This window comes from Diaphorobacter sp. B2A2W2 (assembly GCF_056730635.1).
Genome location: NZ_JBWZOR010000001.1, coordinates 600,122 through 624,242, shown reverse-complemented (window position 1 = coordinate 624,242; position 24,121 = coordinate 600,122). Strand labels below are relative to the sequence as shown.

General features: G+C 64.2%; 20 protein-coding genes and 1 tRNA gene. 18 read left to right on the top strand and 3 right to left on the bottom strand.

Annotation, left to right across the window (positions count from 1 at the left end; translation table 11 throughout):
* The first annotated feature begins 5 nt into the window (after window positions 1–5).
* From pheS to kdoO, 11 genes are all read left to right on the top strand, one after another.
* Window positions 6–1,058, top strand: a complete 1,053-nt coding sequence (gene pheS, locus AC1PPL_RS02840) for a phenylalanine--tRNA ligase subunit alpha (RefSeq protein ID WP_479972561.1) — start codon at window positions 6–8, stop codon at window positions 1,056–1,058.
* 121 nt (window positions 1,059–1,179) lie between these two features.
* A complete protein-coding gene (pheT, locus tag AC1PPL_RS02835; protein WP_479972560.1) occupies window positions 1,180–3,624 on the top strand; it encodes a phenylalanine--tRNA ligase subunit beta in 2,445 nt (814 codons plus the stop codon).
* Window positions 3,621–3,971 (top strand): integration host factor subunit alpha, encoded by a 351-nt coding sequence (locus tag AC1PPL_RS02830; RefSeq protein WP_011805600.1) that lies wholly within the window; start codon window positions 3,621–3,623, stop codon window positions 3,969–3,971. Before pheT ends, AC1PPL_RS02830 begins: the two co-directional genes overlap by 4 nt.
* Before the next feature lie 100 nt (window positions 3,972–4,071).
* Window positions 4,072–4,500, top strand: a complete 429-nt coding sequence (locus AC1PPL_RS02825; RefSeq protein ID WP_196995664.1) for a MerR family transcriptional regulator — start codon at window positions 4,072–4,074, stop codon at window positions 4,498–4,500.
* A 27-nt stretch (window positions 4,501–4,527) separates the two neighbouring features.
* Window positions 4,528–4,604 (top strand) — tRNA-Pro (locus AC1PPL_RS02820).
* Between the two features lie 238 nt (window positions 4,605–4,842).
* A complete protein-coding gene (gene carA / locus AC1PPL_RS02815; RefSeq protein ID WP_287964798.1) occupies window positions 4,843–6,015 on the top strand; it encodes a glutamine-hydrolyzing carbamoyl-phosphate synthase small subunit in 1,173 nt (390 codons plus the stop codon).
* A 21-nt stretch (window positions 6,016–6,036) separates the two neighbouring features.
* Window positions 6,037–6,438: a hypothetical protein gene (locus tag AC1PPL_RS02810; protein WP_011805597.1), complete on the top strand. Its 402-nt coding sequence runs from the start codon at window positions 6,037–6,039 to the stop codon at window positions 6,436–6,438.
* 10 nt (window positions 6,439–6,448) lie between these two features.
* Window positions 6,449–9,700 (top strand): carbamoyl-phosphate synthase large subunit, encoded by a 3,252-nt coding sequence (gene carB / locus AC1PPL_RS02805; RefSeq protein ID WP_479972559.1) that lies wholly within the window; start codon window positions 6,449–6,451, stop codon window positions 9,698–9,700.
* A 127-nt stretch (window positions 9,701–9,827) separates the two neighbouring features.
* Entirely contained in the window at window positions 9,828–10,304 is a 477-nt protein-coding gene (gene greA / locus AC1PPL_RS02800; protein WP_011805595.1) for a transcription elongation factor GreA, read from the top strand.
* 11 nt (window positions 10,305–10,315) lie between these two features.
* Complete coding sequence (locus AC1PPL_RS02795; RefSeq protein WP_011805594.1) at window positions 10,316–10,729, top strand: DUF4149 domain-containing protein; 414 nt, start codon at window positions 10,316–10,318, stop codon at window positions 10,727–10,729.
* 6 nt (window positions 10,730–10,735) lie between these two features.
* Window positions 10,736–11,617: a Kdo hydroxylase KdoO gene (gene kdoO, locus AC1PPL_RS02790; protein ID WP_479972558.1), complete on the top strand. Its 882-nt coding sequence runs from the start codon at window positions 10,736–10,738 to the stop codon at window positions 11,615–11,617.
* Window positions 11,618–11,674: 57 nt separating this feature from the next.
* Here the strand turns inward: kdoO and AC1PPL_RS02785 are convergent, their stop codons facing one another.
* A complete protein-coding gene (locus tag AC1PPL_RS02785) occupies window positions 11,675–12,436 on the bottom strand; it encodes a hypothetical protein (RefSeq protein WP_011805592.1) in 762 nt (253 codons plus the stop codon).
* Between the two features lie 11 nt (window positions 12,437–12,447).
* Window positions 12,448–12,921: a YhbY family RNA-binding protein gene (locus AC1PPL_RS02780; protein WP_011805591.1), complete on the bottom strand. Its 474-nt coding sequence runs from the start codon at window positions 12,919–12,921 to the stop codon at window positions 12,448–12,450.
* A 77-nt stretch (window positions 12,922–12,998) separates the two neighbouring features.
* Here AC1PPL_RS02780 and AC1PPL_RS02775 point away from each other — a divergent pair, with 77 nt between their 5' ends.
* From AC1PPL_RS02775 to glmM, 4 genes are all read left to right on the top strand, one after another.
* Window positions 12,999–13,661, top strand: a complete 663-nt coding sequence (locus tag AC1PPL_RS02775) for an RlmE family RNA methyltransferase (RefSeq protein ID WP_015913064.1) — start codon at window positions 12,999–13,001, stop codon at window positions 13,659–13,661.
* A gap of 143 nt (window positions 13,662–13,804) precedes the next feature.
* The gene (gene ftsH / locus AC1PPL_RS02770; protein WP_011805589.1) at window positions 13,805–15,724 is read left to right on the top strand and encodes an ATP-dependent zinc metalloprotease FtsH; all 1,920 of its coding nucleotides are present in this window, start codon (window positions 13,805–13,807) and stop codon (window positions 15,722–15,724) included.
* A gap of 71 nt (window positions 15,725–15,795) precedes the next feature.
* Entirely contained in the window at window positions 15,796–16,647 is an 852-nt protein-coding gene (folP, locus tag AC1PPL_RS02765; RefSeq protein ID WP_479972557.1) for a dihydropteroate synthase, read from the top strand.
* 12 nt (window positions 16,648–16,659) lie between these two features.
* Window positions 16,660–17,994: a phosphoglucosamine mutase gene (gene glmM, locus AC1PPL_RS02760; protein ID WP_123676411.1), complete on the top strand. Its 1,335-nt coding sequence runs from the start codon at window positions 16,660–16,662 to the stop codon at window positions 17,992–17,994.
* A gap of 67 nt (window positions 17,995–18,061) precedes the next feature.
* On the opposite strand, the gene AC1PPL_RS02755 is transcribed toward glmM, so the two are convergent.
* Window positions 18,062–20,284: an EAL domain-containing protein gene (locus AC1PPL_RS02755; RefSeq protein ID WP_479972556.1), complete on the bottom strand. Its 2,223-nt coding sequence runs from the start codon at window positions 20,282–20,284 to the stop codon at window positions 18,062–18,064.
* Between the two features lie 231 nt (window positions 20,285–20,515).
* On the opposite strand from AC1PPL_RS02755, the gene AC1PPL_RS02750 reads away from it, so the two are divergent.
* The 3 genes from AC1PPL_RS02750 to AC1PPL_RS02740 all read left to right on the top strand — a co-directional run bounded on the left by AC1PPL_RS02750 (window position 20,516) and on the right by AC1PPL_RS02740 (window position 24,101).
* Entirely contained in the window at window positions 20,516–21,352 is an 837-nt protein-coding gene (locus AC1PPL_RS02750) for a GNAT family N-acetyltransferase (protein ID WP_479972555.1), read from the top strand.
* 116 nt (window positions 21,353–21,468) lie between these two features.
* The gene (gene ppk1, locus AC1PPL_RS02745) at window positions 21,469–23,640 is read left to right on the top strand and encodes a polyphosphate kinase 1 (protein ID WP_479972554.1); all 2,172 of its coding nucleotides are present in this window, start codon (window positions 21,469–21,471) and stop codon (window positions 23,638–23,640) included.
* Window positions 23,637–24,101, top strand: a complete 465-nt coding sequence (locus tag AC1PPL_RS02740) for a SixA phosphatase family protein (RefSeq protein WP_015913070.1) — start codon at window positions 23,637–23,639, stop codon at window positions 24,099–24,101. Before ppk1 ends, AC1PPL_RS02740 begins: the two co-directional genes overlap by 4 nt.
* Window positions 24,102–24,121: the final 20 nt, after the last annotated feature.

Genomic DNA, 24,121 nt, shown 5'->3' with positions numbered 1-24,121 from the left:
TCGATATGAACGAGTTGGATTCCTTGGTGACGAGCGCGCGCGAGTCGTTCGCGCGTTCCGCAACCCCTGCCGAACTGGAGAACGCCAAGGCGCAGTTCCTGGGCAAGTCAGGCCGCCTGACCGAGCTCATGAAGGGCATGGCGCAGCTCTCGCCCGAGGAGAAGAAAACCCGCGGCGCCGCCATCAACGTGGCCAAGCAGGCCGTGGAGGCAGCCCTCGCCGCACGCCGCCAGGAGCTGGCGGCCGCCGAGCTGCAGGCACAGCTCAAGGCCGAGGCGCTGGATGTGACGCTGCCGGGCCGCCAGCGCGGCCGCGGCGGCCTGCATCCCGTGTCGTTGACGCTGGAGCGCATCGAGCGGATCTTCGGTTCGATGGGCTTCGAGGTGGCGGACGGCCCCGAGATCGAGACCGACTGGTTCAACTTCACGGCGCTGAACACGCCCGAAGACCACCCCGCCCGGTCCATGCACGACACCTTCTACGTGGAAGGCGGCACACCCGAAGCCCCCAACCTGCTGCGCACGCACACCAGCCCGATGCAGGTGCGCTACGCCGTGCAGCATGTGAAGAAACACCGTGGCCTGATCGACGCCGGCCAGGCCATGCCCGAGATCCGCGTGATCGCTCCGGGCCGCACCTACCGCGTGGACTCAGACGCCACGCACTCGCCCATGTTCCACCAATGTGAAGGCCTGTGGATCGGCGAGAACGTGAGCTTCAAGGACCTGAAGGTCGTGTTCACGGACTTCTGCAAGACCTTCTTTGAAAGCGACGACCTGGTGCTGCGCTTTCGCCCCAGCTTCTTCCCTTTCACCGAGCCCAGCGCCGAGATCGATATCCAGTTCCAGTCGGGCCCGTTGGCCGGCAAGTGGCTGGAGGTGGCGGGCTCTGGCCAGGTGCACCCCAACGTGGTGCGCAACATGGGGCTGGACCCCGAGCGCTTCATCGGCTTTGCCTTCGGCATGGGGCCGGACCGACTGACCATGCTGCGCTACGGCGTGAACGACCTGCGCCTGTTCTTCGACGGCGACATCCGTTTCCTGTCGCAGTTCCAGTAATGCAAAAAAGTGAGCTGCCAGCGCTTGTTAAGCTTACTCTTCAATATGTTTTCATGTGGAAAACAATAGGTAGCAAGCGCTAGCAGCTCTCTTTTCAAGAGCACGCCAAAGAAGTCTGACTATGCAATTCCCCGAATCCTGGTTGCGCGAGTTCTGCAACCCTCCGCTCACCACCCAAGAACTGGCCGACACCCTGACGATGGCAGGGCTGGAGGTCGAAGAGCTGCAGCCCGTCGCGCCGCCGTTCACGAAGATCGTCGTCGGCGAGATCAAGGATGCCCAGCAGCACCCCAATGCCGACCGCCTGCGCGTGTGCCAGGTGGATGTGGGGCAGGGCGAGCCGCTGACCATCGTCTGCGGCGCGCCCAATGCCCGCGTGGGCATCAAGGTGCCGTGCGCCATGGTGGGCGCGGAGCTGCCGCCCGGCGAGGATGGCAAGCCATTCCTCATCAAGGTGGGCAAGCTGCGCGGTGTGGAGAGCTTTGGCATGCTCTGCTCGGCGCGCGAGCTGAAACTGTCGGAGGACCATGGCGGCCTGCTGGAACTACCGGCCGACGCGCCGCTGGGCCAGAACATCCGCCAGTACCTGAACCTGGACGACACGCTGTTCACGCTCAAGCTCACACCCAACCTGGCGCATTGCCTGAGTGTCTACGGCATCGCGCGCGAGGTGTCCGCGCTGACGGGCGCGCCGCTGAAGGCACCGCAGTTCCCCACCATGGCCACCGCGATCGATGACCGCTTGCCCGTGCGCGTGAGCGCGCCTGACCTGTGCGGGCGCTTCTCCGGCCGCGTCGTGCGCAACGTCAATACCCAGGCCGCCACACCGCAGTGGATGGTGGACCGCCTGGCGCGCTGCGGCCAGCGCAGTGTCTCGCCGCTGGTGGACATCTCCAACTACGTGATGTTCGAGTTCGGCCGCCCGTCGCACATCTTCGATCTGGACAAGATCCATGGCGGCCTGGAAGTGCGCTGGGGTAAGGCCGGCGAACAACTCAAGCTGCTCAACGGCAACACCGTCACCGTCGATGAGAAGGTGGGTGTGATCGCCGACGAGCGCGAGGTGGAGTCGCTTGCCGGCATCATGGGTGGTGACGCCACGGCTGTGTCGGATGACACGCGCAACATCTACGTCGAGGCGGCCTTCTGGTGGCCAGAGGCCGTAGCCGGCCGCTCGCGCCGCTACAACTTCTCCACCGACGCCGGCCATCGCTTCGAGCGCGGCGTGGATCCCGAGTTGACCGTGGAGCACATCGAGCGCATCACGCAGCTGATCGTCGACATTTGCGGTACGCCAGAGACGGCATGCGCTCCCATTGATGATCAGCGCGTCAACATGCCCGCGCAAACACCGGTGCGCATGCGCGTCGCGCGTGCGGCCAAGGTGATCGGCATGCCGCTCACGCAGGCGCAGTGCGTGGATGCGCTGAGGCGCCTGGGCCTGCCGCTGCAGGAGGAAGAGGGTGCCGTGACGGTCACGCCACCGTCGTTCCGCTTCGACCTGCGCCTGGAGGAAGACCTGATCGAGGAAGTGGCGCGCGTGGTGGGCTACAACAACCTGCCCACCACCCCGCCGCTGGCGCCGATCACGCCCAAGTTGCGCGCCGAATCGCGCCGCAGCAGCTTCGCGGTGCGCCGTGAACTGGCGGCATTGGGCTACCAGGAGACCATCAACTTCAGCTTTGTCGAAGAGCATTGGGAAAAGGAACTGGCCGGCAACGCCGCGCCGATCAAGCTGCTCAACCCCATCGCCAGCCACCTGAGCGTCATGCGCTCGTCGCTGCTGGGCTCTTTGCTGCAGGTGCTCAAGTTCAACCTGGACCGCAAGGCCGGCCGCGTGCGCGTGTTCGAGCTGGGGCGGGTGTTCCTGCGTGATGCGAGCGTGCAGAACACCGACCGCACGGTGGAAGGCTTCGCGCAGCCGATGCGGGTCGCGGGCCTGGCCTATGGTGCGGCCGATGCGCTGCAGTGGGGCCGCAAGGACAAGGCGGTGGACTTCTACGATGCCAAGGGTGATGTGGAAGCGCTGCTCGCGCCGCTGCGCCCCACGTTCGAGCCAGCAGCGCATCCGGCACTGCACCCGGGCCGCTGCGCGCGCGTGCTGCTGGAGGGTCACCCCATCGGCTTTGTGGGCGAATTGCATCCGCAATGGCGCCAGTCCTGGGACCTGCCGGCTGCGCCGATGATGTTTGAACTGGAGCTGGACGCCGTGCTGCAGCGCAAGGTGCCGGGCTTTCGCCCCGTGGCCAAGCGCCAGCTGGTGGAGCGGGACATTGCCGTGGTTGTGGCCGAGCGGGTCTCGCACGATGAGGTGATGCGTGCCATTGGCGGTGCACTGGCGGGCGATCTGCTGCGCTCCGCGGTGCTGTTCGATGTCTTCCGGCCCCAGCCGCAGCGTGCGGGCGAGGCCGTGCCGGCGGGCGCTCTGGCGCAGGGCGAGAAGAGCCTGGCCATTCGCCTGACGCTGGGCAGCGACGCCGCCGCGTTGACGGACGCTGAGATCGAAGCCGCAGTGCAATCGGTGCTGCAGGCGCTGGGTACCCACACAGGAGCGAGGTTGCGATGACTCTGGGGATGGAGCCGGGGCCGGTGGAGTTCGCCGTGGAAAGTCTGGAATCGCCTGCGCTGACCAAAGCGCAGCTGGCGGATCTGCTGTTCGAGCACATCGGCCTGAACAAGCGCGAGTCCAAGGACATGGTGGACGCCTTCTTCGACCTGATCGTGCAAAGCCTGGTCGACGGCCAGGACGTGAAGCTGTCAGGGTTTGGCAATTTCCAGATCCGCACCAAGGCGCCGCGCCCGGGGCGTAACCCGCGCACTGGCGAAGCCATCCCCATCAAGGCGCGACGCGTGGTGACCTTTCATGCCAGCACCAAACTCAAGGAGCAGATCCAGGGGCAGGACAAAGCTTGAAGTAGTTGACCCGAACCGGTGTTTTTGGCCCAGAGATCCTGGCCGCCGGTAAGGGGCTGCAGTACGCTCCACAGTCCTGCCCGTTTTTTGCGCCATTCCCATGAGCACCTTGCTGCCACCCATTCCGGCCAAACGCTATTTCACGATTGGTGAAGTGGCGGAGCTTTGTGGCGTCAAACCCCATGTCCTGCGCTACTGGGAACAGGAATTCACGCAGTTGCGCCCCATGAAGCGGCGCGGCAACCGGCGCTATTACCAGCACCATGAGGTGCTGATGATCCGCCGCATTCGCGACCTGCTGTATGACCAAGGCTTCACCATCAGCGGTGCGCGCAACCGGCTGCAGGAGCTGGCCCATGCGGACAAGGCGCTGCGCGATGGTGGTGCGCCGCATGCGGATGGCCTGGAAGCGGCTGTACCCGCACAGGGTGCGAACGAGGGGATGAGCGTCGCGCAGGCGGTTCCTTTGAACGCGGCGACCCTGCGAAAAGAATTGGAAGAAATTCGCGCACTTCTTCTTACGGCCTGATTTTTCGGTATAGAATCCAAGTCTTGTCGGCGTGTAGCGCAGCCTGGTAGCGCACTTGCATGGGGTGCAAGGGGTCGCGAGTTCGAATCCCGCCACGCCGACCATTTATGCCAAAGGGACCACCGTGAAAACGGTGGTCCCTTTCTTATTTGGCCCGTTTGGATCCTTGGCGGGACCAATGTCCTGTGCGCAGTGAGCATGCGCCTCTCGCGCTACAATGAGAGGCTTTCCCGCAAACAAGTCGCCCGGCCGCATCCAAAGCAATTTTCAACAAGCAGTAGCCTTCAGGAACATCGCCGTTCCTGCGGCTCCCGGGCGACCCGTAAACCATCGGAGAACCCAGTGCTTTTGTCTCTCAAGGGAACCTTCCCGCCCGCCATCCTGGCGCTCGCAGACGGCACGGTCTTTATCGGTAACTCGATCGGTGCCGCCGGCACCACGGTCGGCGAAGTGGTCTTCAATACCGCCATCACCGGCTACCAGGAAATTCTCACGGACCCCAGCTACTGCCAGCAGATCGTCACCCTGACGTATCCGCACATCGGCAACTACGGCGTCAACGCAGAGGATATCGAGGCTGAAAAAGTCCACGCCGCGGGCCTCATCATCAAGGACCTGCCGCTGCTGGCCAGCAACTTCCGCATGACCGAGACGCTGCCCGAGTACCTCGTTCGTGCCAAGACGGTGGCCATCGCCAACATCGACACCCGCAAACTGACCCGCCTGCTGCGCACCCGGGGCGCGCAAAATGGCGCCATCGTCGGCTTGGCGGCTGGCGAGGCCGTGACCCAGGCGCGCATCGACGAAGCCGTGGCCGCGGCGAAGGCGGCGCCCAACATGAACGGGCTGGATCTGGCCAAGGTCGTGACCACGCGTGCCGCGTACGCCTGGGACCAGACTGAGTGGAAGCTGGGCGAAGGCTACGGTACGCAGACGGCCCCGCGCTTTCACGTCGTGGCCTATGACTATGGCGTGAAGCTGAACATCCTGCGCATGCTGGCCGAACGCGGCTGCAGGCTCACCGTGGTGCCCGCGCAGACCTCGGCGGCAGAGGTGCTGGCCATGAATCCCGATGGCGTGTTCCTGTCCAACGGCCCGGGCGACCCGGCGGCCTGCGACTACGCGATCACGGCAGTCAAGCAGATCATCGACAGCGGCGTGCCTACCTTCGGCATCTGCCTGGGCCACCAGATCATGGCGCTGGCCAGTGGCGCCAGGACTTTCAAGATGGACAACAGCCACCATGGCGCAAACCACCCTGTGAAGGACTTGGACAGCGGCCGGGTAAGCATCACCAGCCAGAACCACGGTTTCGCGGTGGACATGGCATCGCTGCCGGCCACCTTGCGCGCCACGCACATCAGCCTGTTCGACGGCACGCTGCAGGGCCTGGAACACAAGGACAAGCCGGCCTTCTGCTTCCAGGGGCACCCCGAGGCGTCACCCGGTCCGCACGACATTGCCTACCTGTTCGACCGCTTCACCACTCTGATGCAGGCCGCCAAGGCCCAGTAAGCCCAAAAGGAAACCGGCGCCATGAAACTCTTCAGCTTCCCGGCTGCAGCGCTTGAGAAAGCCATTCACAAGCGCGTGCTCACATTGCCTCCAATGCACCGCGAGTGGTTCACCGAACGCTGGCAGCAAAAGCCCTACAAGAAGTCTTTCGTCGAGAACAAGGCCATGCCCCTGGTCACGCTGATCGCCAAGGGCAAGACCTGGGACGATGCGACCTTCGCAGAGGCCATGCAGGAGTGGGACGTGACGTTCTACGAGGCAGAAGCCGAAGTGTTGCGACCCCTGGTTCAGGGCGACGGCCTGCTGCAGCTGATGCAAAAGAACCTCCCCGCCGAGCGGGCCCAGGCGCTGCTGGACAGGCTGAATACGCGGCGCCCCGCAGCGGTGTCTGCCGCCCCAGCCTCCGCCCCAGCGACCGATTGACAGACATACCATGCCAAAACGCACAGACATCAAAAGCATCCTCATCATCGGCGCCGGCCCGATCATCATCGGCCAGGCCTGCGAGTTCGACTACTCGGGCGTGCAGGCCTGCAAGGCGCTGCGCGAGGAGGGCTACAAGGTCATCCTGATCAACAGCAACCCCGCGACGATCATGACCGACCCGGCCACGGCCGACGTCACCTACATCGAGCCCATCACCTGGCAGACGGTCGAGAAGATCATCGCCAAGGAGCGCCCCGACGCCATCCTGCCGACCATGGGCGGCCAGACCGCGCTGAACTGCGCGCTGGACCTGTGGCGCAACGGCGTGCTGCACAAGTACAAGGTCGAACTGATCGGCGCGACGCCCGAGGCCATCGACAAGGCCGAAGACCGCCTGAAGTTCAAGGATGCGATGACCCGCATCGGCCTTGGGTCGGCGCGCTCCGGCATCGCCCACAGCATGGACGAGGCCTGGGCCGTGCAGAAGAACGTGGGCTTCCCCACCGTGATCCGGCCCAGCTTTACGCTGGGCGGCACGGGCGGCGGGATCGCCTACAACCCGGAAGAATTCGAAACCATCTGCAAGCGCGGCCTGGAAGCCTCGCCCACCAACGAGCTGCTGATCGAAGAGTCGCTGCTCGGCTGGAAGGAGTACGAGATGGAGGTCGTGCGTGACAAGGCGGACAACTGCATCATCGTGTGCTCGATCGAGAACCTGGACCCGATGGGCGTGCACACGGGCGACTCGATCACCGTGGCACCCGCGCAGACGCTGACCGACAAGGAATACCAGATCATGCGCAACGCCAGCCTGGCAGTGCTGCGCGAGATCGGCGTCGACACGGGTGGCTCCAACGTGCAGTTCTCGGTGAACCCGAAGGACGGCCGCATGATCGTGATCGAGATGAACCCTCGCGTGTCGCGTTCGTCGGCGCTGGCCTCCAAGGCCACGGGCTTCCCGATCGCCAAGGTCGCTGCCAAGCTGGCCGTGGGCTATACGCTCGATGAACTGAAGAACGAAATCACCGGCGGCGCCACACCCGCGTCGTTCGAGCCCTCCATCGACTACGTCGTTACCAAGATCCCGCGTTTTGCGTTCGAGAAATTCCCAGCGGCCGACAGCCGCCTGACCACGCAGATGAAGTCCGTAGGCGAGGTGATGGCCATGGGCCGCACTTTCCAGGAGTCCTTCCAGAAGGCGTTGCGCGGCCTGGAGGTGGGTGTGGATGGCATGAATGAGAAGACCCAGGACCGCGAGTTGCTCGAGAAGGAACTGGGCGAGCCGGGACCTGAGCGTATCTGGTACGTGGGCGACGCGTTCGCCATGGGCCTGTCGGTGGACGAGGTGCATGACCTCACCAAAATCGACAAGTGGTTCCTCGTGCAGATCGAGGAGATCGTGAAGATCGAACTCGACCTGGACCAACTCACGGCCGAGAAGGGCGATGGCGCGCTGGCCTTGCTGGATGCGGACACGTTGCGCGCGCTCAAGAAGAAGGGCTTCTCCGACCGCCGCCTGGCCAAGCTGCTCAAAACCAACGAGAAGGCTGTGCGCGAAGCGCGCCATGCGTTGAATGTGCGCCCGGTGTACAAGCGCGTGGATACCTGCGCCGCCGAATTCGCCACCAATACCGCCTACATGTATTCGACCTATGAGGACGAATGCGAAGCCGAGCCCACCAACAAGAAGAAGATCATGGTGCTGGGTGGCGGCCCCAACCGCATCGGCCAGGGCATCGAGTTCGACTACTGCTGCGTGCATGCCGCCCTCGCCATGCGCGAGGACGGGTACGAGACCATCATGGTCAACTGCAACCCCGAGACTGTCTCGACCGACTATGACACGTCGGATCGCCTGTACTTCGAACCGCTGACGCTGGAAGACGTGCTGGAGATCGTGGACAAGGAAAAGCCCGAGGGCGTGATCGTGCAGTACGGCGGCCAGACGCCACTGAAGCTGGCGCTGGGCCTGGAGGCCGCTGGCGTGCCCATCATTGGCACCACCCCCGACATGATCGACGCCGCCGAGGACCGCGAGCGTTTCCAGAAGCTGCTGGGCGACCTGGGCCTGCGCCAGCCGCCCAACGCCACCGCGCGTACCGAACCCGAGGCGCTGGAGAAGGCCGCTGCCCTGGGCTACCCGCTGGTGGTGCGCCCCAGCTACGTGCTGGGCGGCCGTGCCATGGAGATCGTGCATGAGCAGCGCGACTTGGAACGCTACATGCGCGAAGCCGTCAAGGTAAGCAACGATTCGCCCGTGCTGCTGGATCGCTTCCTCTCCAATGCCATTGAGTGCGATGTGGATTGTGTGCGCGATGCCTCCGGTGCCGTGTTCATCGGCGGCGTGATGGAGCACATCGAACAGGCTGGCGTGCACTCGGGCGACTCCGCCTGCTCGCTGCCGCCGTACTACCTGAAGGCCGAGACGGTGGCCGAGATCAAGCGCCAGACCACGGCCATGGCCCATGGCCTGAACGTGGTGGGCCTGATGAACGTGCAGTTCGCAATTCAGGAAACTGACGACGGTGATGTGATCTACGTGCTGGAAGTGAACCCGCGCGCCTCGCGCACGGTGCCGTTCGTCAGCAAGGCCACGGGCATCCAGTTGGCCAAGGTGGCGGCGCGCTGCATGGCCGGCCAGACCCTGGCCAGCCAGGGCATCACCAAGGAAGTCACGCCGCCGTACTTCAGCGTGAAGGAGGCCGTGTTCCCCTTCGTCAAGTTCCCGGGCGTGGACACCATTCTGGGCCCCGAGATGAAGTCCACCGGCGAAGTCATGGGTGTGGGCAAGACCTTTGGCGAGGCCTTCGTCAAGAGCCAACTGGGTGCGGGTACGCGCCTGCCGCGCTCGGGCAAGGTGTTCCTCACCGTGAAGAACGCCGACAAGCAGCGCGCGGTGGCGATTGCCCGCGACCTGGCGGCCATGGGCTTCGAGCTGCTGGCCACCAAGGGAACGGCCGCGGCCATTGAGGCCGCCGGCGTGCCGGTGCAGGTGGTCAACAAGGTGACCGAAGGCCGCCCGCACATCGTGGACATGATCAAGAACGACGAGATCGCCATGGTCATCAACACGGTGGAGGAGCGCCGCAACGCGATTGCCGATTCGCGCGCGATCCGCACCAGTTCGCTGCTGGCGCGCGTGACCACCTTCACGACCATCTTCGGCGCCGAGGCGGCCGTGGAAGGCATGAAGCACCTCGACAATCTGGACGTGTATTCGGTGCAGGAACTGCACGCCCGCCTGGCGGCTGCAGCCTGAGCGCGGCACCGGGTTTTAGGGGATGACCGCCGCGGCAAACGCGGCATAATCGCCCTTGATTTGTGAGACCGCCGCGCGGCAACGCGCGGCGGTTTGCTTTTTGCATCTGGAATCTGGAGACTGACCCATGGCCACCATTCCCATCACCAAGCGCGGCGCAGAGAAACTCAAGGAGGAACTGCACCGCCTCAAGACCGTCGAGCGGCCTGCCGTGATCAGCGCCATTGCGGAGGCGCGCGCGCAGGGCGATCTGAGCGAAAACGCCGAGTACGAAGCCGCCAAGGACCGCCAGGGCTTCATCGAAGGCCGCATCATGGAGATCGAAGGCAAGCTGTCGGCGGCCCAGATCATCGACCCCTCGGCGCTGGACGCTGGCGGTCGCGTGGTCTTCGGCGCCACGGTGGAGCTGGAGGACGAGGACACGGGCGACGCCGTGAAGTACCAGATCGTGGGCGAGGACGAAGCCGACTTGAAGCACGGCCTGATCAATGTTTCCAGCCCGATCGCGCGCGCGCTCATCGGCAAGGAAGAGGGCGACACGGCCGAGGTGCAGGCGCCTGGGGGCGTGCGGCGCTACGAAGTGGTGGCCGTCAGCTACATCTGAGGGTGCACGCCATGCGCGAACGCCTGCCCGTGCTGGCTGCGGCCCTGTGGTGGGGTAGCCTCTCGGCCATGGGCTTCGTGGCCGTGCCGATGCTGTTCGTCTACCTGCCCACGCCGAGTGTGGCGGGGCAGATGGCAGCCCGTTTGTTCGAGGCGCAGACTTATATTTCGATAGCGTGTTGCGCTTGTCTGTTGGTGCTTTCCAAAAGAAAACACGCGGAAACCGAGGAGCAGTGGGCGCGAGCAGCTATGGTTTTTGTGATCCTCGGCCTGCTGCTGGCCTTGCTGGTGCAATATGGCGTGGCGCCGCGCATCGTGGCGCGCCAGAACCTGCGGCTGTGGCACAGCGTGGGCAGTGCCATGTATCTGGTGCAATGGCTCTGCGCGGGCATCACGTTGTGGAAAACTGCCAGGCAAGGAGGGTGAGCGAGCATGGAATCCCAGGTCGTACGCATCGAATCCCGTGATTGGTCGGTACCGGGGACCGACGCCTGGCGCGCTGCGCTGGAGGGCGGCAAGGTGCTGTTCTTTCCCAACCTCGCCTTCGAGGTGCAGCCTGAAGAGCGCGCCCTGCTGCGGCCTGACATCCGCGACCCTGGTGCGCGCAACATCAGCCTGAATGTCGACGGCAGCCTGAAGGGCGCGGTGGGCGACGCCACCACCCAGGCGCAGTTGACGGCCATGATCACGCGCTTTCGGGCGCAGGCGCTGGGCTTGATCGAGGCGCTGCTGCCGCATTACACCTCTGCGCTGCGACTGGCCCCCACCAGCTACCGGCCGATGCAGGTGGAAAGCCGCCAGCAATCCTGGCGGGCCGACGACCGGCGGCTGCACGTGGATGCGTTTCCCTCGCGTCCCAACTATGGCGAACGCATCCTGCGCGTGTTTGCCAACGTCAACCCCGACGGGGCGCCCCGTGTGTGGCGCGTGGGTGAGCCCTTCGAAGCCATGGCGCGTAAGTTCCTGCCACGCGCCAAGCCGTATTCGGCGTGGCAGGCCAAGGTGCTGCAGGCGCTGCGTGTGACCAAGTCCTTTCGCAGCGAGTACGACCACCTGATGCTGCAACTGCACGACGGCATGAAGGGCGACCTGGAGTACCAGCGCACCAGTCCGCAGGAAACGGTGCCGTTTCCTGCGGGTTCGGTATGGGTGTGCTTTTCGGACCAAGCCACGCATGCGGTCATGTCCGGCCAATACATGCTGGAGCAGACATTGCACCTGCCCGCGTCGCATGCGTATGACCGGGAAGCGAGCCCCTTGGCGATCCTCACGCGATTGACGGGCCGGCCGTTGCACGGCGTTCCGACGGCCTAACCGGCGCCTTGGCGCTGGCGGTTCCTGTCCGCCACGCTTCATGGCGGGGCGACCTCGTCATTCGTGCCAGTGTCGCGCCACCCAGCGTGCGGGCTGGATGTGGTGAAAGCGCTTGTTGCGCCGTCCCTCCAGCGCATCCGGCGGATTGCATTCGCCGTGGAAGATCATGATGCGTGCGCCTTCGGGCACGAAGGGCTCGCGCCAGTAGTTGCTCGGCCACGCGGGAATGCCGTCGTACTTGAAGCTCGGGCACCAGCCTTCAGGCCAGTACGACAGCTTGCCCTGGGCATGCAGGAAGCGTGACAGAAAGGCCTGCTCGTTGCGATAGCTGGCCTGCACCTCGTCCATGTGCGTGCGGAAGTACGCCAGCACATCGGCATGCGCGCCCAGTTCAAAGCGGTAGACCGAGGAGTTGCCCGTGATCCGCTGGCCAAAGCGCCAGAAACGGGGGTAGTCGTGGATGATGAGGAATTCACCCGGCTGCTCGAAGAAGGGATCCAGCCCGCCCACGATCACCACGTCGAGGTCGAGGAACAGCGCTGTGCCGCGCAGGCCGTGCAGGTCGGCCTCAAAGGTCGTGAGCTTTTTCCAGGCGCCGTCCCGCTGGCCGGGTGCCAGCTGCAGATTCAGCGGCGGGATGGGCAGGCACTGCACCTCGGGGCGTATGCCCGCATCGTCGTCGGTGAGGCAGACGAAGTTGAACTCGCCACTCAGGTGGCGGCGCACCATGGCGTAAAGCCGGTTGACGTACTCGGGGCCATATTTCGTGCCCCACTTCATGCAAAGGATGTGGCGCTGGTGCTGCTGCGGTGCGTTCATGGGATCTAGGATCAATCGGCCTGACGTTTTTTCACCGACTTCTGCTTGGGCTTGGCACGCTTGATCTGTCCGCCAGGCGTCAGACGCTGGTTACCCAGCACACGCAGTTGCTTGACCTCGGGGCGCTGGCCGCCGCGCTTGCTGAACTTGAGTACCTTCACGTCGCGGGGACCGGGCATGCGGTCTTCGTCGATGGCTTTCTCTTTCGCAGGAATGGGCCGCCACAGCACCAGCAGCTTGCCGATATGCTGGATGGGTGCGGCGTTCAGCGCATCGGCCAGTTGCTGATACATCTCCTCGCGTGCGGCGCGGTCGTCGTTGAAGACGCGCACCTTGATGAGTCCATGGGCCTTGAGTGCGGCATCGATCTCCTTTTGAACGGCGGCCGTAAGTCCGTCGCCACCGATCAGGACCACGGGGTCCAGATGGTGGGCATTGGCGCGGTGTTCCCGGCGCTCGGCGGGAGTCAGTTGAATTTGAGGCATACCCGTATTATCTCAACGCCCCGGCAATGGCCGGCATACTGCTGTCCCCCGATCCGGGGCGGCGCACCGATCTATCCATGAAAGCCCAGACCAAAAGCAAGAAGGTGAACAAGGCATGGCTCCACGACCATGTCAACGACACCTACGTCAAGCTCGCCCAGAAGGAGGGCTACCGCGCACGCGCCGCCTACAAGCTCAAAGAGATCGACGAGCAGCTCGGGCTGATCAAGCCCGGCCATGTGGTGGTGGATCTCGGGTCGTCTCCGGGGGCCTGGAGCCAGTATGTGCGCCGGCGGTTGTCGCCGGACGGGGCTGCCGTGGGGCAACTCAACGGCGTCATCATCGCGCTGGACATCCTGCCGATGGAGCCGATTGAAGGCGTCACCTTTTTACAGGGGGATTTTCGGGAGGAAGAGGTGCTGGCACGCTTGCAGGAGGCCGTGCAAGGGCGGCCCGTGGATGTGGTGGTGTCGGATATGGCTCCCAATCTGTCGGGCGTGGAGTCGGTGGATGCCGTGCGTATCGCGCACCTGATCGAGCTGGCGGTGGACTTTGCCGTGCACCATCTGAAGCCTGAGGGGGCACTGGTTGTGAAGCTGTTCCACGGCAGCGGTTACTCCCAGCTGGTGCAACTCTTCAAGGACACCTTTCGCGTGGTCAAGCCGATGAAGCCCAAGGCCTCGCGCGACAAATCATCGGAGACCTTTCTGGTGGGCATGGGGCTCAAGCGTCAAGGTTGACCGCAGCGCCTTGACCATGGCCTGTGCCGGGGTTAATGGGCGGTGCTGGCGGGTTGAAACGCCTAAAATGAACCCCAATTGCGTTAGGACGTTTCCATGACAGTGTCGTGGCCGGCCTCCCACTTCTGAATCTGGAGTTCCGCTTGAACAATCAGTGGTTTTCAAAAGTCGCCGTCTGGCTGGTCATTGCCATGGTGCTCTTTACGGTGTTCAAACAATTTGACACCCGTGCGGGCGCGGGCGCCGGAACCATCGGCTATTCGGAATTCCTGGAAGAGGTGCGCAGCAACCGCATCAAGAGCGCGACCATCCAGGAAGGGCAGGGCGGCACCGAGATCGTGGCGGTCACCAATGATGACCGCCGCATCCGCACCACGGCCACCTACCTCGACCGCGGCCTCGTGGGCGATCTGATCAATAACAACGTCAAGTTCGACGTCAAGCCGCGCGAAGAAGGCTCGCTGCTCATGACCCTGCTGGTCAGCTGGGGCCCAATGCTTCTGCTGATCGGCGTGTGGGTGTACTTCATGCGCCAGATGCAGGGCGGCGGCAAGGGTGGTGCCTTCAGCTTTGGCAAATCGAAGGCGCGCATGCTGGACGAGAACAACAACACCGTCACCTTCGCGGACGTGGCGGGCTGCGACGAGGCCAAGGAAGAGGTGAAGGAAGTCGTCGACTTCCTGAAAGACCCGCAGAAATTCCAGAAATTGGGCGGCCGCATTCCGCGCGGCTTGCTGCTGGTCGGCCCACCCGGCACCGGCAAGACGCTGCTGGCCAAGTCCATCGCGGGTGAAGCCAAGGTGCCGTTCTTCAGCATCTCGGGCTCCGACTTCGTGGAAATGTTCGTTGGCGTGGGTGCGGCGCGTGTACGCGACATGTTCGAGAACGCCAAGAAAAACGCCCCCTGCATCATCTTCATCGATGAGATCGATGCCGTGGGTCGCCAGCGCGGCGCCGGCCTGGGGGGCGGCAATGACGAGCGCGAGCAGACGCTGAACCAGATGCTGGTCGAGATGGATGGCTTCGAGACCAACCTGGGCGTGATCGTCGTGGCTGCGACCAACCGTCCCGACATCCTGGACGCCGCATTGCTGCGTCCCGGTCGCTTCGACCGCCAGGTCTATGTGACGCTGCCCGACATTCGCGGCCGCGAGCAGATCCTGGGCGTGCACATGCGCAAGATCCCGGTGGGTCAGGACGTGAACCCCGCCATCATCGCGCGCGGAACGCCCGGCATGTCCGGCGCAGACTTGGCCAACCTGTGCAACGAAGCAGCGTTGATGGCTGCACGGCGCAATGCGCGCACCGTGGAGATGCAGGACTTCGAAAAGGCCAAGGACAAGATCATCATGGGCCCCGAGCGCAAGACCATGGTCATGCCCGAGGAAGAGCGCCGCAACACGGCCTACCACGAAGCAGGCCATGCGCTGATCGGCAAGTTGTTGCCGAAGTGCGACCCGGTGCACAAGGTCACCATCATTCCGCGCGGCCGCGCGCTGGGCGTGACCATGAGCCTGCCCGAGAAGGACCGCTACTCCTACGACAAGGAGTACATGCTGAACCAGATCGCCATGCTGTTCGGCGGGCGCATTGCCGAAGAAGTGTTCATGAACCAGATGACCACGGGCGCCAGCAATGACTTCGAACGCGCCACGTCCATCGCGCGCGACATGGTGATGCGCTACGGCATGAGTGAGGCCCTGGGGCCCATGGTGTACGCGGAGAACGAAGGCGAAGTGTTCCTGGGCCGTTCGGTGACCAAGACCACCAATATCTCCGAAGAAACCATGCAGAAGGTGGATGCTGAGGTGCGTCGCATCATCGACGAGCAGTACGGATTGGCACGCCGCCTGATCGAAGAGAACCAGGACAAGATGCACGCCATGGCGAAGGCCATGCTGGAGTGGGAAACCATCGATGCCGAACAGCTGGACGACATCATGGCCGGCCGGGCACCTCGCCCGCCCAAGGACTGGACGCCGCGCACCCCTCCTTCAGGCGGTGACGGTTCCAGCGGCGGCACTCCGGCCGTCAAGCCGGACCCGGCACCCTCCGCCGCCTGACAGCGGTTTGGCATGAACAACGGGGCCTCGCGCCCCGTTTTCTGTATTTCACGGCTCGCACTCACTCACACATGCGCTGGCAAACCACACGTTTCGACGTGAACCTCACGCGTCCCCAGGTCATGGGGATCGTCAACGTCACCCCAGATTCCTTCTCAGACGGCGGCCGGCATGTCGATACGCGGGGAGCGTTGCGGCACTGCGAGCAGCTGATCAAGGATGGCGCGGATATCCTGGACATCGGCGGCGAATCCACGCGCCCGGGTAGCCCGGCGGTGCCGCTGGAGCAAGAGCTGGCGCGCGTCGTGCCGCTGGTGGCGGAGGCGGTGCGCCTGGGGGTGCCAGTCTCGGTCGACACCTACAAGCCCGAGGTCATGCAGGCGGTGCTGGACCTGGGGGCGGACATCGTCAACGACATCTGGGCGTTGCGCCAGCCAGGGGCGGCCGGGATCGTCGCCGCCCATCCGCGCTGCGGCGTGTGCCTGATGCATATGCACCGGGACCCGCAGACCATGCAGGCCACGCCCATGGAGGAAGATGTGGTGCCGTCAGTGCTCTATTTTTTGGAGCGCTCCGCGCAGGAACTGCAAGCGCTGGGCGTGGAAAAGGCCCGCATCGTGCTCGACTATGGCATTGGGTTCGGCAAGACAGTCGAGCAGAATTTCGCCCTGCTGGCCCGCCAGCCCGAGCTCCTGGCCTTGGGCTACCCGTTGCTGGCCGGCTGGTCGCGCAAATCGTCCATCGGTTCCGTCACTGGCCTGCCTGTGCACGAACGCATGGCGCCTAGCGTTGCCGCGGCCGTGCTTGCCGTGGAGCGCGGTGCGCGGGTGGTGCGTGTGCATGACGTACGCGACACCGTGGCGGCGCTGGCGGTGTGGAGCGCGATGCGGCAGCAGGACACCGGCGCCGCCATTTCCCAGTAATCAAGGAATTTCATGACCCGCAAGTATTTCGGCACCGATGGCATCCGCGGCACGGTGGGGCAGTCGCCCATCACCCCCGACTTCGCGCTGCGCTTGGCACATGCGGTAGGGCGTGTGCTGCGCCGCACGCAGGAGCGTCCCACGGTGCTCATCGGCAAGGACACGCGCATCTCCGGCTACATGCTGGAAAGCGCGCTGGAATCGGGCTTCAACTCGGCGGGTGTGGATGTCGTGCTGCTGGGGCCGCTGCCCACGCCGGGCGTGGCCTACCTCACGCGTGCCCAGCGTGCGAGCCTGGGTGTGGTCATCAGCGCCAGCCACAATCCATACCCCGACAACGGCATCAAGTTCTTCAGTGCGCAAGGCACCAAGCTGCCCGACGCATGGGAAGAAGAGGTGGAAGCCGCCCTGGAGCAACCGCCCGTGTGGGCCGATTCCGCATCGCTGGGCAAGACGCGACGGCTGGATGACGCCGCCGGCCGTTACATCGAATTCTGCAAGAGCACTTTTGCCAACGACCTCACGCTGCGGGGCCTGAAGATCGTCGTGGATGCCGCACATGGCGCGGCTTATCACATCGCGCCCAAGGTGTTTCATGAACTGGGGGCCGAGGTCCTGGCGATCGGGTGCGCGCCCGATGGACTCAACATCAACCATCAAGTGGGCGCCACGCATCCGGACGCGCTGGTGCGGGCCGTGCGTGCCAACCATGCTGACTACGGCATTGCGCTGGATGGCGACGCGGACCGCGTGCAAATGGTGGATGCGGCGGGGCGGCTTTTCAACGGTGACGAACTGCTCTACGTGATGGTCGCCGCCCGGCTGGCGCGCGACGAGCATGTGCCCGGCGTAGTCGGCACCTTGATGACCAACATGGCCGTGGAAGAGGCTCTGCAGCGGCGCGGCGTGAAATTCATGCGCGCCAAGGTAGGGGACCGCTATGTGCTGGAAGAACTCCAGCGCCAGCATTGGCTGTTGGGCGGGGAGGGCTCGGGCCACCTGCTCGCGCTGGACCGGCACACCACGGGCGATGGCCTGATCAGCGCGTTGCAGGTGTTGCAGGCGTGCGTGCGCAGCGGCAAAACGCTGGCACAGCTGCTCGCGGACGTGCCGTTGTTTCCCCAGGTGTTGCTCAACGTACGCTTGAACCCGGGACAGGACTGGAAAACCAACCCTGTGCTCGCGGATGCCATCCGCGACGCAGAGGCTGAACTGGGCGCCCATGGCCGCGTGCTGGTACGCGCCAGCGGCACGGAGCCACTGTTGCGCGTGATGGTGGAGGCACGTGAGGCCGAGCAGGCGAACCGCTGCGCACAACGCATGGCAGACGCGGCGCGTGCGGGCTGATTTGCTATTGTTGCTGTAGCTGCTTGCGCTTGATAGACGGGCGCTACAGGCACTTTTGAGTGTTCATTCAGGCAGGGCGCTGCAGCAGATACTGTTGCAGATGCGGGGCCCCCAGGGGCCGGCTGAAATAGAAACCCTGGGCTTCATCACAGCCCTGTTCGCGCAGGAACGTCAGTTGATGGGCGGTTTCTACCCCCTCGGCCGTGGTGCGCATGCCCAGCGCCTGCGCCATGCGGATGATGGCGCTGACGATGGCGCGGTCGTTGCCGTCATGGTCCAGGTCGCGCACGAAGGACTGGTCGATCTTCAGCCGGTAGATCTGGAATCGCTTGAGATGGCTCAGCGACGAATAGCCGGTACCAAAGTCATCCATCGACAGGCGCACGCCTTTGGCGTGGAGCTGGTCCATCGTCGCGATCGCGGCGTGGGGGTCCGCGACGGCCACGTTCTCGGTCAGCTCCAGCTCCAGCAGGTGGGGCTGCACTCCGTACTCGGCGAGGAGCCGGTCCACCAGCTCCAGCAACTGCGGCTGGCGGAACTGCACGGCGGACAGATTCACTGCCATCGTCAGGGCCGGAAGTCCCTGACTATGCCAGGTGCGCAACTGCGCCAGCGCCGTGCGCAGCACCCACTCGCCAATGGGCAGGATTTGCCCAGTGTCTTCTGCCACCGGAATGAATTCTGCCGGCGATACCGCGCCCAGTTCTGGGTGATGCCAGCGCAGCAGCGCCTCCACGCCGCAGACCCTGCCCGTCGCTATGGACACCTGGGGTTGGTAATGCAGCGACAACTGGTTGCGCTCCAAAGCCCGCCGCAGCGCGTTGGTCAACTGCAGCGCTCGGGCCGACTGCGCCTGCATCGTGGGCGTGAAGAACCGGAAGCTGTTGCGTCCGTCCGCCTTGGCGCGGTACATCGCGGTATCGGCCGACTGGATCAGGGTCTCGAAATCGCTCCCATGCTCAGGAAAGAGCGCAATCCCCATGGACAGGGCCAGCGACAATTCATGGTGCTGGATGTGCACGGGCTGCAGGGCTGCTTCCTGCATCTTGGCCGCCACCCGCGCGGCGCCTTGCGCGTTGGCGCCGGGTAGCAGGAGCACGAACTCGTCACCCCCTAGGCGCGCCACGGTGTCCCTTTGCCGCACCGTGGTGCGCAGGCGCTGTGCGATTTCCACCAACAGTGCATCGCCGATGCGATGGCCCAGCGAGTCGTTCACGTGCTTGAAGTTGTCCAAGTCCAGGAACATCACGGCCAGGGGCGCACCGGACTCTTGCGCGTGGCGGATCGCGTCCTGACCGCGCTCGGCCAGAAGGACGCGGTTGGGCAGTTCGGTGAGCGCGTCGTAGTGCGCCATCCAGTAGATACGTTCCTGGTCGCGTTGACGGTCCTGGATCTCGCGGTGCAGGTTGCCCACTGTCTCCTGCAACTCGCGCGTGCGGTCGCGCACTTGCTGCTCCAGTTCGCCATGCATGCCCGCGAGCTGCCTCTGAATGCGCAATCGCTCGCTCACATCCATCACGATCCAGATGGAGCCCTGCGCGACATTCGACGGATCGACGGCCTTGCTGCGTACCTCACATTCAATAGCGCGCCCATCGCGGGTGCGCAAGACCATCTGGCCTTCGAAGGACTGTCCCTGCACCAGCGGCGCATAGCAGCGCACCCCCGCCTCGTGCCAGTCTTCGTCGCTCAAATACCACCGCCGCGACAAGGACCCTGCCAGTTCGCCCGGGCCGTACCCCAGGATCTGCTCGAAATGGCGGTTGCACCGTGTCATGCGCCGCTCTTGCAGGAAGACGATGCCCACCATGGCACTGTCGAACAGCACCTGCTTTTCCCACAAGGCCGCCTGCAACTGCGCCTGAGCACGCTTTTGCTCGTCGATGTCGTCGATGATCCAGATGGACCCTTCGCGGCTGTCCCGGGGGTTGATCAATCGCCCGGTGAGGTGCGCCCAGAACAGTTGGCCGTCGCAGCGTTTCAGCTGGCGCTCCGTGCGATACGCCTGACCGCGCGCGAGGGTCGGATAAGCGGCGCGGCCGAGTTCGCGGAACGCTCCCCGGCTTGGGTGCAGGGCTTCGCTGCTTCGGCCAATCGCGTCTTCGGGCGAGGGTAGCCCGAAGATCTCGGCGCAGCGCTGGTTGCACCGCACCAAAGCGCGGTTGCGAATGAACACGATCCCGACGCCCGCGCTGTCCAGCAAGGTCTGCTGTTCGCGCAGGACGCGCTGCATCGCCCCGGGAGAAACCTGCCCTGGGTCCTGCGCCAGGGCGGTGGACGGATGCGACATGGACAGCAGTCCGAAGATGGTGACGTTGGAAATCCTGATTTGTAGCAAATTGTATTCGCGGCGGGGCGTTTTCGGCCATCTCTTTTTGGCAGGGTTAGTCCCATGACACAAAGTCGCCACGAAGGCGACACCGCGCCGTCACGGGCCGTATGCACAGTCATGTCCAAGGAATGCGGTGCTCCGGCATCTTCGGGCAGGCACGCGTGGTCCTTGCGACATCAGGAGTGCCCAATGAGCGACTTGCCGAACCCCACCATGCCCTTGAGCCCCGTGACCCTTCCCAGGGGGTCACTTCACCGCCCACGCAGCGCGGAAGGTGTGGGCCACGGTGCAGCGCCGCACGGCGGTGTGGAGGTGGCCTGGGCGCGGCATCTCGATGAAGTCCGTCAAGCGCAGCGGTTGAGATTCGATGTCTTCGCTTCGGAAATGGGCGCACGTCTGCAGACCGCGCTGCCCGGCCATGATGTGGACCTCTTTGACGACTACTGTGAGCATCTGCTGGTGCGCGACATGCAGTCGCGGCAAGTGATCGGCACCTACCGGGTCTTGACGCCTGCGCAGGCCCAGCGCGTGGGCAGCACGTATAGCGATACCGAGTTCGACCTGACGCGCCTGCGCGGCCTGCGTGAGCGCATGGTGGAACTGGGCCGCAGTTGCGTTCACCCCGACCATCGCCATGGCGGCGTCATTCTTGCGCTGTGGGGCGCACTGGCGGACTTCATGGCCCGCAACCGGCTGGACACGATGATCGGCTGCGCCAGCATCCCGATGCTGCACGGCGGCATTGTCACGGGCGACGTGGCCGCCAGCATCTGGCACCAATTGCGCCAGACGCATCTCGCGCCCATCGAATACCATGTCTTGCCCCGCTTGCCGCTGCCTGTCGAGCACCTGGACAGCAGCATGGATGTGGAGCCGCCAGCGTTGATCAAGGGCTATTTGCGCCTGGGTGCCAAGATTCTGGGAGCGCCTGCCTGGGACCCGGATTTCAACACGGCCGACCTGCCCATGCTGATGCGCCTGACGGATCTCCCGCCCCGTTATCGCAAGCACTTCCTGGGGCATTGACGGACACCCCTTGAATGAAGGGGATTCCGTATACGCGTGACAGAAACAAGTCAGTGTCATGAATTTGTCATTGGCATCGCAAATACTGGTGGTCACTCTTTCTTCTGTGTACTCCCATGTCCTCTCCTGTGACCTCGTCCGCTGTTTCTCGTCAGATCGAGGAGAAGCCGGATGTTGAAGTGGAAAGGGAGGAGGGCACCGCCGCTCTGCCCGCTCCGGTGCGTGCCGTGCCGTTGCTGGACCGTGACCACAGCATTCTCGCTTTCAATGAACGGGTGCTGGACTGGGCGATGCGGGAAGACGTGCCGCTGCTGGAGCGGTTGCGCTACCTGTGCATCGTTTCTTCCAACCTTGATGAGTTCTTCGAAGTACGTGCCGCTGCCCATCTTGCCGCGGCGGACGGTGGTGAAGCCAAGCAAGGCTACAGCCTGCATTCGTTTGAGGCGCTGGCACGCAAAGCCCACGATCTGGTCGAGCGGCAATACGCCCTGTACAACCATTCGCTGATTCCCGCGTTTGCCGCGCAGGGCATACGCATGGTCTCGCATGGCGAGCGCACGGCGGCGCAGCGGCGGTGGGTGCGTGAGTATTTCCAGCGCGATGTGCGCCCGCTGCTCATTCCGGTGGGGTTGGATCCGGCGCACCCATTTCCCCAAGTGGCGAACAAATCGCTGAACTTCATCGTGCGCCTGCGCGGCAGCGCTGCCTTCGGGCGTGAAAACGAGATCGCCATTGTCAAAGTGCCGCGCGTATTGCCGCGCATCATGCGCCTGCCCGCACATGTGGCGCCCACGGGCATGCAGTTCGTCAGCCTCTCCAGCATCATCCGCACGCACCTGGCGGACCTGTTTCCGGGCCGCGAGGTGTACGAATTTTCGCAGTTCCGCGTCACCCGTCACTCGGACCTCGCTGTGGATGAGGAAGACGTGCGCAACCTGCGCACCGCCCTGCGGCAGGGACTGCAGCAGCGGCACTTCGGTCAAGCGGTGCGCCTGGAGGTTTCTTCCAGTTGCTCGCGATTTCTGGCCGAATTCCTGCAATCCCAGTTCGCTCTGCCTGCCGCGGCGCTGTATCGGGTGCATGGCCCCGTCAACTTGGTGCGGTTGGTGCAGATGGTGGAACTGATTAATGTGCCAGCCTTGCTGTTCCCTCCGTGGCGCGCGGCATGGCCAGTGCAATTGCCGCGCTCCAGCTCCATCATGGCGGAGCTGCGCCGCAGAGACCTGCTCATCCACCAGCCGTTCGAGAGTTTTGACGGAGTGCTGGCATTCCTGCGCGAGGCGGTCAACGATCCGCAGGTACTGGCCATCAAGCAGACCATCTATCGCACGGGCTCGGATTCGGAACTCATGGAGCTCCTGCGTGAGGCGGTGCGTCGCGGCAAGGAGGTGACGGCAGTCGTGGAACTGAAGGCACGCTTTGACGAGGAGGCCAACATCAACTGGGCCGAAGCGCTGGAGTCCATCGGCGCGCAGGTGGTGTATGGCGTCGTGGGCTTGAAGACCCATGCCAAGATGCTCTTGGTGACGCGCCGCGAAGGAGGGCGCCTGCGGCGCTACGGGCACCTGTCCACTGGCAATTACAACCCACGCACGGCCCGGCTCTACACCGATCTAAGCTATCTGACGGCGGATGCGGACCTGACGGCGGACATGGATCTCGTCTTTGACCATCTGGCCAATCAGAACCGGCTGCCACCGTTGAAGCAGTTGGTCATGGCGCCCTTCGACCTGCACCCGTTCCTGTTGGAGCAAATCGAGCAGGCAGGGCTGGCGGCTGAGCGCGGCGAGGGCGGCCGCATCGTCGCCAAGATGAACGCGCTGACCGATGAGGCATTGGTGCAGGCGCTCATCCGTGCGGGCCAGCGTGGCGCAAGCGTGGACCTCATCGTGCGCGGCGCATGCATCCTCCCCGCACAGGTGGCGGGCGCCACGGAGAACATCCGGGTGCGTTCCGTCATCGGTCGCTTCCTGGAGCACACGCGCGTGTTTTACTTCCGCAGCGGTACGCGGGAAGACCTTTACCTGTCCAGCGCCGATTGGATGAACCGCAACATGCTGCGCCGCGTGGAACTGGCGTGGCCGGTGACGGACAAAAAGCTGCGCCAGCGCATCATTGACGAATGCCTTGTGGCCTACCTGCACGACAACCGTGATGCGTGGAGCCTGGAGAGCGATGGCAGTTATTCCCGCGCGCCGCATGTGCTGGATGGCGCGGGAGCCCAAAATGCCCTGATGGCGCGCTACGCCCCCGTAGCTGCGCCCGTACCCCGGAAAGAAAGCGCATGACGGATCTCATACTTTGGCGCCATGCCGAGGCGGAAAATGCCGGTGAGAACGAAGACGACCTGGACCGGCCGCTGACGCAGCGTGGCGAAAAACAGGCGGCGCGCATGGCGGTGTGGCTCGATCGCCAACTGCCCGACGGATTGCGCGTGCTTGCCAGCCCCGCACGGCGCACCGAGCAGACCGCAAAAGCACTGGGCCGCAAATACAAGCTGCGTGCAGAACTGTTGCCGGGCGGACAACCCGATGAGCTACTTGAACTGGCCCAGTGGCCGCGTTCGCGGGGGGCAGTGCTGATAGTGGGCCATCAGCCGATGCTGGGGCAAACCGTGGCACGGCTCTTGGGCTTGCGTGCCGATGAATGTTCCATCCGCAAGGGAGCCGTGTGGTGGCTGCGCCATCGGCAACGACAGGATGCCAGCGAGACCATCCTGCTTGCGGTGCAATCGCCCGAATTCCTGTAGCTGGAGCGCAGGACAGGGCA

Coding starts and splice junctions, on each gene's coding strand:
- pheS (WP_479972561.1), top strand. CDS start 6: ATGAACGAGTTGGATTCCTTGGTGACGAGCGCGCGCGAGTCGTTCGCG.
- pheT (WP_479972560.1), top strand. CDS start 1,180: ATGCAATTCCCCGAATCCTGGTTGCGCGAGTTCTGCAACCCTCCGCTC.
- AC1PPL_RS02830 (WP_011805600.1), top strand. CDS start 3,621: ATGACTCTGGGGATGGAGCCGGGGCCGGTGGAGTTCGCCGTGGAAAGT.
- AC1PPL_RS02825 (WP_196995664.1), top strand. CDS start 4,072: ATGAGCACCTTGCTGCCACCCATTCCGGCCAAACGCTATTTCACGATT.
- AC1PPL_RS02810 (WP_011805597.1), top strand. CDS start 6,037: ATGAAACTCTTCAGCTTCCCGGCTGCAGCGCTTGAGAAAGCCATTCAC.
- carB (WP_479972559.1), top strand. CDS start 6,449: ATGCCAAAACGCACAGACATCAAAAGCATCCTCATCATCGGCGCCGGC.
- greA (WP_011805595.1), top strand. CDS start 9,828: ATGGCCACCATTCCCATCACCAAGCGCGGCGCAGAGAAACTCAAGGAG.
- AC1PPL_RS02795 (WP_011805594.1), top strand. CDS start 10,316: ATGCGCGAACGCCTGCCCGTGCTGGCTGCGGCCCTGTGGTGGGGTAGC.
- kdoO (WP_479972558.1), top strand. CDS start 10,736: ATGGAATCCCAGGTCGTACGCATCGAATCCCGTGATTGGTCGGTACCG.
- AC1PPL_RS02785 (WP_011805592.1), bottom strand. CDS start 12,436: ATGAACGCACCGCAGCAGCACCAGCGCCACATCCTTTGCATGAAGTGG.
- AC1PPL_RS02780 (WP_011805591.1), bottom strand. CDS start 12,921: ATGCCTCAAATTCAACTGACTCCCGCCGAGCGCCGGGAACACCGCGCC.
- AC1PPL_RS02775 (WP_015913064.1), top strand. CDS start 12,999: ATGAAAGCCCAGACCAAAAGCAAGAAGGTGAACAAGGCATGGCTCCAC.
- folP (WP_479972557.1), top strand. CDS start 15,796: ATGCGCTGGCAAACCACACGTTTCGACGTGAACCTCACGCGTCCCCAG.
- glmM (WP_123676411.1), top strand. CDS start 16,660: ATGACCCGCAAGTATTTCGGCACCGATGGCATCCGCGGCACGGTGGGG.
- AC1PPL_RS02755 (WP_479972556.1), bottom strand. CDS start 20,284: ATGTCGCATCCGTCCACCGCCCTGGCGCAGGACCCAGGGCAGGTTTCT.
- AC1PPL_RS02750 (WP_479972555.1), top strand. CDS start 20,516: ATGAGCGACTTGCCGAACCCCACCATGCCCTTGAGCCCCGTGACCCTT.
- ppk1 (WP_479972554.1), top strand. CDS start 21,469: ATGTCCTCTCCTGTGACCTCGTCCGCTGTTTCTCGTCAGATCGAGGAG.
- AC1PPL_RS02740 (WP_015913070.1), top strand. CDS start 23,637: ATGACGGATCTCATACTTTGGCGCCATGCCGAGGCGGAAAATGCCGGT.